This window comes from Rhodococcus sp. OK519 (genome assembly GCF_003051005.1).
In the GTDB taxonomy this organism is placed as follows: Bacteria; Actinomycetota; Actinomycetes; order Mycobacteriales; family Mycobacteriaceae; genus Prescottella.
On record NZ_QAOW01000010.1, the window covers coordinates 108,062 to 121,745 of the forward strand.

At 69.6% G+C, this 13,684-nt stretch carries 6 protein-coding genes; 5 read left to right on the forward strand and 1 reads right to left on the reverse strand.

Going from position 1 to position 13,684, the window contains the following annotated elements; all coding sequences use genetic code 11:
- Nucleotides 1-168 precede the first annotated feature (168 nt).
- Nucleotides 169-1,839: a thiamine pyrophosphate-binding protein gene (locus C8K36_RS21595; RefSeq protein ID WP_107986821.1), complete on the reverse strand. Its 1,671-nt coding sequence runs from the start codon at nt 1,837-1,839 to the stop codon at nt 169-171.
- A gap of 308 nt (nt 1,840-2,147) precedes the next feature.
- Between C8K36_RS21595 and C8K36_RS21600 the strand changes: the two genes are divergently transcribed.
- The 5 genes from C8K36_RS21600 (at nt 2,148) to recD (ending at nt 13,346) form a co-directional block, all read left to right on the forward strand.
- Nucleotides 2,148-2,711 (forward strand): TetR/AcrR family transcriptional regulator, encoded by a 564-nt coding sequence (locus tag C8K36_RS21600; protein ID WP_107986823.1) that lies wholly within the window; start codon nt 2,148-2,150, stop codon nt 2,709-2,711.
- A 585-nt stretch (nt 2,712-3,296) separates the two neighbouring features.
- A complete protein-coding gene (locus C8K36_RS21605) occupies nt 3,297-4,649 on the forward strand; it encodes an ABC transporter substrate-binding protein (RefSeq protein ID WP_258195538.1) in 1,353 nt (450 codons plus the stop codon).
- A gap of 251 nt (nt 4,650-4,900) precedes the next feature.
- Nucleotides 4,901-8,170 carry an exodeoxyribonuclease V subunit gamma gene (recC, locus tag C8K36_RS21610; RefSeq protein ID WP_107986827.1) on the forward strand — a complete coding sequence of 1,090 codons (3,270 nt, stop codon included), beginning with the start codon at nt 4,901-4,903 and terminating at the stop codon, nt 8,168-8,170.
- Nucleotides 8,167-11,493 (forward strand): UvrD-helicase domain-containing protein, encoded by a 3,327-nt coding sequence (locus tag C8K36_RS21615; protein ID WP_258195539.1) that lies wholly within the window; start codon nt 8,167-8,169, stop codon nt 11,491-11,493. The genes recC and C8K36_RS21615 overlap by 4 nt, the downstream gene beginning before the upstream one ends.
- On the forward strand, nt 11,490-13,346 hold the full coding sequence (gene recD, locus C8K36_RS21620) for an exodeoxyribonuclease V subunit alpha (protein WP_107986831.1): 1,857 nt from the start codon (nt 11,490-11,492) through the stop codon (nt 13,344-13,346). The genes C8K36_RS21615 and recD overlap by 4 nt, the downstream gene beginning before the upstream one ends.
- Nucleotides 13,347-13,684: the final 338 nt, after the last annotated feature.

Here is a 13,684-nt window from a genome sequence, read left to right on the forward strand (position 1 = left end):
GGTGGGATCCTCACCAGACTAGCCACATGGCTAAGAATGGGCAAGGGTGAATGCCGACTTCGGCGCTGTCGGTACCACGTCCCCGGCGCAACGCGGCCGGCACTCGACTGCGGACCGGTTCTGTTGAGGTAGCGCAGGATTGGATGTCGGGTCAGCTGGATGGAGCGATCACGGGCACATGGGTTCGAGCGAGAGCATGTCGATCTCGATGAGGGTCGGACCTTGCACCGTCAGCGCCTCCGCGAGTGCCGTGTCGAAGGCGGCCGCGGAAGTGACGTGGGTGGACCGAGCGCCGAACGATGTGGCCAGATCGGCGAAACGGGGAGTGACGAGGTCGACGTCGTGCAATTCGCCGTCGCCTGTTCGTGACTCGATGTTGCGGAGCATCTGATAGCCGCGGTCGTTGAAGAGGCAGATCACCACGGGGGCCGCCGCTTGGACTGCGGTCGCGAGTTCGCCGAGACTGAGCATGAAGCCGCCGTCGCCCTGCAAGACGATCGCGTGCTTGCGCGAGGCCAGACCGGCCCCGATCCCCAGTGGCAGTCCCGGGCCGATCCCGGCGGCGGTGGAGCGGATGGATGTGCGCGGTTCCCATATCTTCAGAAGGCTCTCGCCCCATACATAGGCGGGCACGGTCGCGTCACGAACGACGACGCCGTCACGGGGACGTCTGCGGTTGATCGACTCGCAGATCGCCCGCTGATCGCGACCGGCCTCGAGGCCCTTCTCCTCGCGCATCGCCGCTGCCGCCGACCGACCCAGTTCGAGATGGACGGTCCGCGTGTCGGCTTCGCCTATGGAGAGCGGGGGGAGCGCCTTGGTGAGCATCTCCAAGCCGATCTCGGCGTCGCCGACCAACGCGACCTCGGTCGGGTAGCTGCGTCCGATCACCGTCGGATCGATGTCGAGATGAACGAGACGCGAGGGGAAGGGCACGGTCCATTCGCCAGTCGGGTACTGCTGGAATCGAGTACCGACGGCAAGGAGCACGTCGCACTGCGCGATGAACGCCCGCATCTCCCTCGTGGTCGCCACCGCGCCCAGTGAGCGCTCTCCGTCCTCCGGGACGGCGCCGCGCCCCTCGCGACTCGTCAGGATCGGTGCGTTCCACTTCTCGGCGAGGCGGCTCAGGGCCGCGGCCGCCCCCGACCGGATCACGCCGCCGCCGGCCCAGATCAAGGGGCGCCGGGCGGTGGCGAGGACGGCGGCCGCCTCGTCGATCGTCTCCGTCACAGGCCGCGTTCGGGGTACTGGTGCTGCCGCGTCCTGCTGTAGTGCGGCGGCGGCGATCTCGAGACCTGCCTGCTCCAGGAGATCCGAGGGAATCTCGACGGCCACCGGTCGTGGCCGGCCCCGCACCGCCGTCCGACCCAACTGCACGATCGTCTCGGCGATCTCGTCGGCCCGCTCGATCGTCCGAACGTCGCCGCAGACGGTCCTGAGCATCGCAGCCTGGTTGTCTGCCTCGTGTACATAGCCGAATCCGCGCCCCAGATAACGTGTTTCGACCTGAGTTGTGATGAGCAGGATCGGCGACGACGCGTGGTGGGCTTCGTACATGCCGCCCATCGCGTTGGCGGTGCCAGGGCCGGTGCTCACGATGCCCACAGCCAAACGGCCTGTCGTTCGAGCGTATCCGTCCGCCGCGTGTACGACACCTTGTTCGTGCCGGCAACCGACGACGCGGATTCGGCCGCGCTGTCCTATCGCCTTCAGAATGGCCAGATTGTGTGCGCTCGGAATCGTGAATACGCATTCGATGTCGAGCGCCTCGAGGGCGAGCGCTGCGGCCAGTCCGCCGTTGCCGGTGACTGATTCGGGGAAGAGGGTGTTCGACATGCCCGATGATCCTTCCGAGGTGACTACGGCGGTGAAATGGTCCCGCACTGACGGAGCTGGAAGATCGCTGTGCACATGACCCGACCGAGAGGTGCACGTTGCCGGGGCGTTGCATTCACCGACAACGGAACGTTAGCCAGCGCCCGGTAGGCGTGAAAGCCGCCGAACCAGTGAGTGGGACGCCGGTGCCGATTCGCTGGTACGGATCTCGTGCTGTGGCCGACTCTCCCCAGGGTAGAATTCGAACGCCCGGCCTCGGCCGTGGGTGCCGGACGACGAAATGCGAGGCCCGAAGTGAGACCACGGCGATGACGTCGACGGCTCGTGAGCGCGTCGTTTCTCGGCTCATTGCCGCTGCCCGACCCCTTTTCGCGGAGAAGGGCCCGAGTCGAGTCTCACTTCGCGAGATCGCAGCGGCCGCGGACGTCAACTACGGCCTGATCCACCAGTACATCGGTACCAAGGACGACCTACTCAAACTCGTTCTGCAGCGGGCGTCGGCCGATTGGGCGGACATGTTCGCGGAAGCTGCCAGCGCGGATGACGCAATTGCGCACATCATGAGACCGAAATCGTCCGAGTATGCCCGCATAGTTGCGCAATCCGTGCTCGAGGGCAAGGCGCCGGAAACCCTACTCGGCAAGTCACCTGCGTTGGCGGAGTTGAGCAGACGGATCAAGAACGAGATCGAGCAGTCGCAGATGTCCGACGACGACGCTCGCCTTGCCGTCGCAGCCATTACGGGGCTCGCTCTCGGGTGGGGATTGTTCGGTCGATACGTCCAAGAGATCGCCGGGCTCGGGGATCTGCCGGAGGACGACGTCACCGAGGGTGTTTATGCGCTTCTTCGTCGGGCGATTTCCACCGATTAGACGACGCCGAAGCACGAATTGGGCTTGACCAGTTCGTGTGGGTCTCGGGCGCGGGCTTTCGCGGCGATTCCGGTCAGGGAGCACCTCAAACGGGCTGCATTACAGCCTGATTCAACATCAATGCTTGACACCGAGTGACGCCGGTCACTAGCGTGTCTAGCCACTGGGCTAGTGACGGGCTGTTCGTCGGCCAGGGCGTTCGTCGCTGACGGCGAACTCGATAGTGAATCTGCGCAGCAACCATCTTCGTAGTCGGTCCTTCTGAAGTCGCGCGAATGCATGCCTTACCGGCGCGCTCGTCCTCGGCATGCTGCGCTGCTCTCCCCTTCACCCACTCCCGCACCTACAAAAGTAGAGGTAGCCGTGAAAGCCTGTTGTAAAGGCCTGTGCCACAAGATCGTCATAGTCGCCGCGGCTGCGTTCCTGCTGGCAGGATGTGGCGGTGGAGGCCCGGTTGGGGTCGCGGACGCGGGGCCCGCCGGGGAATGGGACCCCGATGCCGTATTGGAAGTAGGTTTCGCGGGGGGAGCGAAGACTCTCGATCCGTACTTGCAGGACACGCTGGGGGGAACTGCCTTCCTGACGGTGCTTTACGACCGCCTGATCACCGTCGATTCGGAGGGGAACCTCGTTCCGGGATTGGCGGAAGCCTGGTCCTTCGCTACGGACGGCACGTACCTCGACCTGTCGCTACGGAAAGACGTGACATTCAACGACGGAGCACCGTTCGATGCGGCGGCGGTCGCGGCGAACATCGAACGCGGAAAGACCTTGGCAGGCAGTGTCGCTGCGCCGGTATTCAGGAACATCTCTGCGGTCTCGGCTGTCGATGATCACACCGCACGCCTGCATCTCGTACCAGGAACCGGTGTGGAGTTGCCCGGAGCATTCACCACCAACCTCGGGATGATGATCAGTCCCAAAGTGATCGCCGAGGGCGTCGACGTTCGAAACGGGGCCGCCGGGGCAGGATCCGGCGCCTACGTCGTCAGTGAGTTCGTGCCGTCGGAATCTCTCACGGTCACGCGATCTTCCCGTACCTATTGGGACCCCGAGGGCGGAAAGCTGGCCGGCCTCGAGATTACGACGATTCCGGAGGCCTCGACACGGATGAACGGTGTGCAGACGGGCGCCCTGGATCTCACCTGGGTGAGTTCGGCAAGCGAATCCGTGCAGGCGCAGGAGAACGCCGCACGGGGGGCGTTCAATGTGGACAAGGTGCCGTTCCGAAGCGTGCTCGGCATCAACGTTCGTGCCCGCGGTGACATGGCCGATCCCGAGCTGCGCCAGGCGCTCGCCTACGCGATCGATCCGGACGAGATCAATGCGTTGTTCTCGGGAAACTGTGCACCGTTCCGGCAGATGTACCCAGCCGCCAGCTGGGCAAACGATCCGTCGCTCGACTACCCGTACAGCTTCGATCCGGAGAAGGCAGCCCGACTCGTCGCGAAGGGGGGCGGGGCGCACCTGACGCTGACGTTCGGTGCCGGCAGCAATACCGAGAAGCCGGCGAACGTCATTCAGAGCCAACTCTCGGAGGCCGGTTTCGACGTCGAACTCAACGCTGTGCCTGTGACGCAGGTCGAGCCGCGCTACATGGCGGGGGACTTCGACGCGAGTGTGTCGAATGCGTTCGTGCCGAAGGCGGACCCGGCCGAGACGGTCACTCACTTCGTCCTCGGATCCTACGGGCACTCGAACGGCAACCCTCAGATCGAGGAGCTCGCAGTGAGGGCTGCCAATCCCACTCTGTCGCAGGAGGAGCGGGCGCCGATGTACAGCCAGATCTGGGATCTCACGTTGAAAGAGGCCATGTTCGTGCCGATCTGCAACCAGACCAACGTGACAGTGTTCACGAACAAGGTGGTCGGTGCGAACGAGATCCCGTGGGTCGATCTCGGGACGTTCGATCTGCGCCATGTGGGTATGAGGAAGTAGCGCCCCCGTCGACCACGAGGATTGCAGCACCGAGAAGTGCCGGGCCCGGTTCGTCTCGCAGTAGGTACCGCACAGCTCCCGGACGGGGGACCGGAACAGGTCGAGTGACTTCCCGGAACCTGCCGTACTAGTGTCGCGGGGCAGCCTGGCAACCGGTTGGCGGCCGCCCCGGAGCCGTCGGATTCGTCGGATCGGTGTGATAATGCTTGGCCGATGCTGCACAGCCGACGACACCGTAGGGAGATGCGCACTTGCTGACGTTGCACCGCGCCGAGAGCGCCGGAACGCTGGCGTCTGCGCTCGCTCAGGTGCTGGTCACGCCCCTCGCGGACCCTTTCGATCGCGAGGTGATCGCGGTCCCGGCGAAGGGTGTCGAACGGTGGTTGACGCAACGGCTGTCACACGTGCTGGGCGCGGGTGATTCCGGCCACGACGGCGTCGCCGCCAACATCGAGTTCCCGTCGCCGACCCGGCTGATCGACCAGGCCCTCGCAGCCGCCACCGGCTACGACGTCGACGACGATCCCTGGCATCCGTCGCGGATGCTGTGGACGCTGCTGCAGGTGATCGACGAGTGCCTGGCCGAGCCGTGGTGCACCGTCCTGGCCCGACATCTGGGTCACGGCGCGGACGACCACCGTGCCGACCACCGTGCCGGCCGCCGCTACGGCACCGCCGCGCACCTGGCCGAACTGTTCCGCGCCTACGGCTCGCAGCGCCCGGGGATGCTCGTCGACTGGGCGGCCGGCCGCGACACCGACGGGTCGGCGCCTCTCGACGACGATCTGTGCTGGCAGGCCCAGCTGTGGCGGCGACTGCGCGAGCGGATCGGCAGCCCCAGCCCTGCCGAGCGCCTCGACGGCGCCTGCACGCGACTACGCGACGAGCCGGACTTGCTCGAGCTGCCCGAACGGCTGTCGCTGTTCGGCCCCACCCGGCTGGCCGCCGACCAGATTGCGGTGCTGGCGGCCATCGGCGCCAACCGTGATGTGCACGTGTGGATTCCGCATCCGAGTATCGAGATGTGGGGGGAGCTTGCCGACACCGACCCGCCGCGTCTGCGCGCCGACGATGTGCGTGCGCTCGACGTCGCACACCCACTACTCGCCAGCCTCGCCCGCGACGTGCGCGAGCTGCAGTCGCGGCTCGGTTCCATCGGGATGGTCGACGTGCACCACCCGGGACCGTCGCGCCCGTCGACGCTGCTGGGACAGCTGCAGTCCGACATCGCCGCCGACCGGCAACCGTCGTCGTGGCCGGTGGACGACACCGTCGAGATCCACTCCTGCCACGGCCCGGCTCGGCAGGTGGAGGCGCTGCGGGAGCGCTTGCTGCACCTGTTCCAGAACGATCCGACGGTCGAGCCGCGCGACGTGGTGGTGATGTGCCCGGATGTCGAGACGTACGCGCCGCTCGTGCGGGCCGCGTTCGGGCAGGGCGTCCAGGGACCGCTCACCCATCCCGGCCATCGGCTGCGGGTGCGGCTCGCGGATCGTGCGTTGCACCAGACCAATCCGGTGTTGGGAGTGGTGGCGACGCTGCTCGACCTCGCGGACTCCCGGGTCACCGTCAGTCAGGTCCTCGATCTGGCGGCGACCGCGCCGGTGCGACGACGCTTCCGCTTCGACGACGACAACCTCGAACGCATGCGGGAGTGGACGGTTGCCGCGGGAGCGCGGTGGGGGATCGGCCGCCGTGAGCGCGGTGCGTTCGGGCTCGGCGACTTCGAACAGAACACCCTCAAATCCGCGCTCGACCGCATCCTGCTCGGCGCCGCGGCCGACGACGCCGACGGCGAATGGCTCTCGCTCGCACTACCTCTCGACGACGTCGAGAGCAACGACATCGACCTCACCGGCCGTCTCGCCGAGTACGTCGACCGGCTCGACGTGTCGCTGCGCGGACTCACCGGACCGCAGTCGGCCGAGCAGTGGTCAGCGGCGCTCGCCCGGGCGCTGGACCTGCTGGTCGACGTCGCCGAGGCCGACGCGTGGCAGCTGGGGCAGGCGCGCCGCGAGCTGGCCGCCGCCGTCGAACACGGCGGCGACACGCTGCTGCGGCTTGCGGACGTGCGGGCAATGCTCCGGTCGAGGCTCGCCGGCCGGCCCACCCGTGCCAACTTCCGTACCGGAGAGCTGACGGTGTGCACGATGGTGCCGATGCGTTCGGTGCCGCACCGGGTGGTGGTACTGCTCGGACTGGACGACGACGTCTTCCCCCGCGGCACCGGCATCGACGGTGACGACGTGCTGGCCCGCGATCCGCTACTGGGCGAACGCGATCCGCGCAGCGAGGACCGGCAGCTGCTACTGGACGCGATCATGTCCGCCAGCGAGCGGCTGCTGCTGTTCTACACCGGCGCCGACCCGGTCAACGGCACATCCCGCCCGCCCGCGGTGCCGCTCGCGGAACTGCGTGACGTGCTCGCGGCGATGGCGGGCGCGGATGTGGTGCAGCGGCATCCGTTGCAGCCCTTCGATCCCCGCAACTTCGACCCGGTGCGCCCGGGTAGCTTCGATCACGCCGCGCTCGGTGGGGCCCGCGCCGCGCAGCAGCCGTCGGTCCCGGCGCCCGCGTTCCTGCCGGAGCCGCTACCGCCGATCGAGCCCGGCGACGTCGATCTCGCGGATCTGATCTCGTTCCTGGAGAACCCGATCCAGGGTTTTCTGCGGCAGCGACTCGGGTTCCGGGTGCCTGATCTCGATGAGGACGTCGCCGATACCCTCGATCTGGAGCTCGACCCGTTGGCGCGCTGGGGAATCGGTGAACGGATGCTCGGCGCCCGGCTCGCCGGCGCCGATCCGGGCGCGTTCCGGGCGGCGGAGTGGCGGCGCGGCACCCTCCCGGCCGCCCGGCTCGGCGATGCCGCGCTGTCGGACATCGAGTGGACGGTGGATTCGCTGGCCCGGGCGTCGGCGCCGATGCACGCCGGACCGTCCGAGCCCGTGGACATCGACGTCGATCTCGGGGGACGGCGCCTGGTCGGCACCGTGGACGGGGTGCACGGTGAGGTCATCGCGCGCACCACGTTCTCCCGGCTGGCGCCCAAGCATCGGATCGGCGCGTGGGTGCGGCTGCTCGCGGTCACCGCCACGGGACGGTCCGGGAATCTGACGGCCGTCACCACCGGCCGCGGCAGTGGGCGCACCCCGGTGATGCGCTCGACGCTCGCGGCCCCGGAGAACGCGGCGGAGATCCTCACCCGGCTGGTCGAGATGCGGGATCGCGGACTGGTGGCACCGCTGCCGATGACCGCAGCGTCGTCGGCGGCATACGCGGACCAACGGTTCCGGGGCCGATCGATCGAGCTGGCGCTGGTGGCGGCGGAACGCTCGTGGACCGGCGACTTCGGTGACGGCAAGGACCGCCACGTCCGGTTCGTGCACGGGCCCGACGCGGAGCTGGCCGTGCTCACCGAGACGCCCGCGCCGCCGGGGGCGTACGAACCGAGCTGCTTCGGCACCGAGGCCGCCGTGCTGTGGGGGCCGCTGCTGGCGGCCGAGACCCTGGGGGAACCGTGACGGACACCGCGAGCCTGGACACCGTGAGCATCACCGACACCGCCTTCGACCTGTTCGCGCCGCTGCCGCAGGGCACCACCGTGCTCGAGGCCAGCGCCGGTACCGGCAAGACGTACGCGATCGTGGGGCTGGCGGCCCGGTTCGTGGCCGAGGAGGGCATCGACCTCTCGCGGCTGCTGCTGGTCACGTTCAGCCGCGCGGCCACCAAGGAACTGCGGGAACGCACCCGCGAGCGGTTCGCCTCCGCCGCAGCGGGTTTGGTGGACCCCGCCGCCGCCCGGATCAGCGACGACCCGCTCGTAGCGCACCTCGCCGACACCGACGACGCCGAAATCGCCCATCGTCGTCGACGGCTGATGCAGGCGCTGTCGGACTTCGACGCCGGCACCATCGTCACCACCCACAGCTTCTGCCAGCGCATGCTCGACGGCCTCGGCATCGCGGGCGAGCGCGACCCGGACGCGGTGCTGGTCGAGGAGGCCGAGGACCTGGTCGCCGAGGTGATCGCCGACCTGTTCCTGCACCGCTTCGCCCGCGCCGACTCGCGGACGCTGCGCCCCTCGGACGCCCGGGCCGCCGCCCGGGCCGCGATCTTCGACCCGCAGTCGGTGTTCGCGCCCGAGGACGCCGAGGGCACCCGCGCCGGGGACGCCGTCGCGTTCGCCACCGCGGTCCGCAAGGAGACCCAGCGCCGCAAGCGGCTCGCGGGCATCCGGGACTTCGACGACCTGCCCGCGCTGCTACACGGGGTGCTCACCGATCCCGAACACGGGGAGGCGGCGTGCCGACGGGTGCGCGACCGCTACCGCGTGGTGCTGGTCGACGAGTTCCAGGACACCGACCCGCAGCAGTGGGGGATCCTGCGTGCCGCGTTCCACGGGCATTCGACGCTGGTGCTGGTCGGCGACCCGAAGCAGGCCATCTATGCGTTCCGCGGCGCCGAGGTGCTCAGCTACCTCGACGCCGTCGGCTCCGCGCACAGCCACCAGGAGCTCACCACCAACTGGCGCAGCGACGCCGATCTGGTTGCCGCACTGGGACATCTGCACGGCGGCGCCGCACTCGGGCACCGCGACATCGTCGTGCATCCGGTGTCGGCGGCCAAACAGGGGTCGCGGCTGCAGGGGGCCGCGCCACTGCGGCTGCGGTACCTGTCCCGGGCGGGTGCCGGACGGCTCAACAACTCCGGCTATCCGGCCGTCGGGGCGCTGCGCACGCGGGTCGCGGCGGACGTGGCCGCCGACATCGTCGAACTACTCGGCAGCGGCGCCACTTTGGAACTGAACGGCGTCACGCGGGCCGTCGAGCCCGGTGACGTCGCGATCCTCGCCGGCACCAATGCCCAGATCGCGCTGGTGCGTGAGGCCCTGGACCGGGTCGGTGTGCCGTCCGTGCTGGCCGGTGGCACCAGCGTCTTCGAGACGCCCTCAGCGACGCACTGGCTGCAGGTGCTGCAAGCGCTCGAGCAGCCGCACCGTCCCGACCGGGTGCGGCTCGCCGCGCTCACGCCGCTCATCGGCTGGACCGCCGCCGACGTCGACGCTCGCAGCGACGAGGTGGTCGCCCGCGTGGGCGGGCAGTTGCGGGAGCTGGCGACGGTGTTCGCGCAGTCCGGGTTCGCCGCGCTGTTCGAGCGGCTCGCCGCCGAGTCCGGGCTCGAGGCGCGGCTGCTCACCATCGCGTCGGGCGAGCGCACGCTCACCGACCTGCGGCACATCGGGCAGTTGCTCGGCGCGGTCGCCGTCGACGAGTCCCTCGGCCTCACCGCGCTCACCGGCTGGCTCACCGACCGCATCAAGGACCCGAAATCCGGTGGCGGCGACCGCAGCCGACGCCTCGACAGCGACGCCGCCGCGGTGCAGATCGCGACCGTGCACGCCAGCAAGGGGCTCGAGTACCCGATCGTGTACGTGCCGTTCGGGTGGAGCACCGGCCGCTACGCCGACCCCAACCGGCTGCTGCTGCACGACGAGGACGGCCGCCGCATCCTCGACATCGGCGGCGAGGGCAGCCCCGGCTACGGCGACCGGCGACGTCGGCGCGACGCCGAGGCCGCGGGCGAGGACCTGCGGCTGCTGTACGTCGCGCTCACCCGCGCCCAGTGCCAGCTGGTGCTGTGGTGGGCGCCGGCGTACTCCACCAACGAGGCGCCGCTGCACCGCATGCTGTTCGGCCGCGAGCCGGGGGAGTCGGACGTCCCGCAGAAGGTGGCCGTGCCCGAGGATCCCGGTGTCGCGCAGGAGCTCACCCGCTGGGCCGCGTCCGCGCCGGTCACCGTGGAGGTGCAGGCCGTCGGCGCCGACCCGATCCCGCAGCCGTCGTGGACGCCGCCGCAGGAGGAGACCGGCGAACTCGCGGCCGCCGTCTTCAGTCGGGTGCTCGACGCCGGGTGGCGGCGCACGTCGTACACGGCGCTCACCGCGTCCGCCCACGAACATCCGGGCGTCACCAGCGAGGCCGAGGAACCCGAGATCGAGGACGAGCCGGAGGAGCCCGCGCTCATCGCGTCCGCGCCCGTCGAGGGCATCCCGTCGACCATGAACGGCATGCCCTACGGCGCGGTGTTCGGCACCCTGGTGCACGAGATCCTCGAACACGTCGACACCGCCGCCGACGACCTCGAGGCCGAACTGGTCCGGCACTGCCGCGAGGCCGTCGCCGCACGGATGTCGCAGGTCGACCCGGTGGCGCTGGCGGACGCGCTGCTGCCGGTGCTGCGAACCCCGCTCGCCGGGGGCGGCACCCTCGCCGAGATCACCCCGCGCGACCGGCTGCCGGAGTTGGACTTCGAGCTGCCGCTCGCGGGCGGCGACGATCCGGCCGCGCTCACCGTGACGCTGGACCGGATCGTGGACCTGTTGCGCACCCATCTGCCGGCCGACGACGTCCTCGCGCCGTACGCGGACCGGCTCGCCACCCTGGAGCCGACGCCACTGCGCGGTTACCTCACCGGCAGCATCGACGCGGTGCTGCGGCTCGAGGGTCCCCGGTTCGTGATCGTCGACTACAAGACCAACCGCATCGCACCGGGCGAGGTGACCACCGCCGACTTCACCCGCGAGTCGATGGCGGGGGAGATGATGCGCTCGCACTACCCACTGCAGGCGCTGCTGTATGCCGTTGCGCTGCACCGGTATCTGCGCTGGCGGCTGCCCGGCTACGACCCCGCGACGCATCTGGGCGGGGTGCAGTACCTGTTCGTGCGCGGCATGGTCGGACCCGACACCCCGGACGGGGCGGGCGTGTTCGACTGGGATCCGCCCGCCGCGCTGGTGGTGGAGCTGTCGGATCTGCTCGCGGCGAGTGTCGAGGAGACCGCATGATCGAGGCACGGGTCGCGCAGCGGGGCAAGGGTGTGCTGCGCCAGTTCAACGAGGCCGGGGTGCTCGAGGCCGCCGACGTGCACGTGGCGCTGCGGCTCGCGACGCTCGGCGGGGAGACCCGCGAGCCGGTGCACCTGGCGACGGCGCTCGCGGTGCGGGCCGTGCGGTCGGGCTCGGTGTGCCTGGACCTGAGCCGGATTCGTGAGGTGACGGTCGACGAGGCGTTCGAGGTCGATCCGGCGGCGCTGCCGTGGCCGGACGACGACGTGGTCGCCGAGGGGCTGGCGTCGAGCCCGCTGGTGGTCGGCGGGGATGCGGGACCGCTGCGGCCACTGCGACTGGTGGACGGGCTGCTGTACCTGGACCGGTACTACCGGCAGGAACAGGCGGTGCGCCGGATCCTGGACGAGCGCGCGCACGGGCACCCGAAGGTAGACGAGGACCTGCTGCGGGCCGGGCTGGACGAGTTGTTCCGGGACTTCGCCGATCCGTCGCGGCCGTCGGACGCCCCGGACCGGCAGCGGATAGCGGCGGCCGTCGCGGCCACGCACTGGACGTCGGTGATCGCGGGCGGGCCGGGCACCGGCAAGACGCACACGGTGGCGCGGGTGCTGGCGCTGCTGGAGCGGCAACAGCCGGGGCTGCGGATCGGGTTGGCGGCGCCCACCGGCAAGGCGGCGGCGCGGCTGCAGGAGTCGGTGCGTGAGCAGGCGGGGCTTGTCGGTCTGCGGTCGGAGTTGCCGGCGATGACGCTGCACCGGATGCTCGGCTGGCAGCGGGGGACCAGTCGGTTCCGGTTCAACGAGACCAACCATCTGCCCTACGACGTGATCGTGGTCGACGAGACGTCGATGGTGTCGCTGACGATGATGTGCCGGCTGCTCGAGGCGGTGCGGCCGGAGGCGCGGCTAGTGCTCGTCGGCGACCCGGACCAGTTGACGTCGGTGGACGCCGGCGCGGTGCTCGCCGACCTGGTCGCCAGGCCGGTGACCGGCGTGGAGAACCCGGCGCTGGCGCGGGTGGTGGGGCCGGATCTGTCGGCGTCCGACGACCCGGCCGAAGCGGCACTGAGTGGTTCGGAGCGGGACCGGTTGCGGGGCGGGGTGATTCGGCTCAGTCGTGGACGCCGGTTCGGTGGCGCGATCGCGCAGTTGGCGGTTGCGGTGCGGGACGGTCTTGAAGAGAGGGCGCTCGAGATTCTGCGCAGCGGGGCGGCGGACGTGTCGTTCGTCGACCCCGAGGACCTGGCCGGGCTGCGCGCCGATGTGGTGTCGACGTCGGCGGAGGTGACGGCGGCCGCGCTGGCCGGTGACGCGGCGGGCGCGGTGCGGGCGTCGGAGAAGCATCGGCTGCTGTGTGCGCACCGGGAGGGCCCGTTCGGGGCGTCGTGGTGGGCGCGCAACGCGATGACGTGGATCGGGGAGGCGACCGGCAGCAGGCTCGACCCGGAGCGCTGGTACGCCGGGCAGCCGCTGATGGTGACCGCGAACGACCACGAGATGCGGATCTACAACGGCGATACCGGGGTTGTGGTGGCCGACGGTTCTGACGGCTCGGATGGTGATCTGGTTGCTGCGTTCGCGCGCGGCGAGGAGCCGTATCTGGTGCACCTGAGTCACCTGGCGTCGGTGCAGACGGTGTACGCCATGACGATTCACCGCAGCCAGGGCAGCCAGTACGACGTGGTGTCGGTGATCCTGCCGGGCGAGGAGTCGTCGCTGCTCACGCGAGAGCTGCTCTACACCGCGATCACCCGCGCGCGGACGCACGTGCGAATCGTCGGGACCGAGGAGGCGGTGCGGGCGGCTGTGGGGCGACGAGTCCTGCGGGCGAGTGGGCTGCGGCGGGGGTGAGGCCCTGGTCCGTCGTTGAATTGGTAACGCGTTCAGTACAGTGCGTACGTGGCAGCAGCGTTGTAGATCGATGCCGAGCAACGTGCGGAGTTGGAGCGGATGCCGGCGTCTCTGCCGCATCGGCAGGTGCTACAGGCGCGTCGGTTGCTGTGGGCGGGTGACGAGGTATTGCGCAGAGCCGCGGCCGATCTGTCGCAGGCGAACCAGTCGGGAGAAGGCATTACCCGCCGAGGCCGACCGGGCCGCCAACGCGTTGTTCGATGCTCACCGCGACGATCCCGAGTTCGGTTACCGATTCCTTATCGAAGAGGCCAGCAGCTCTGGTGAACGCATGCGCG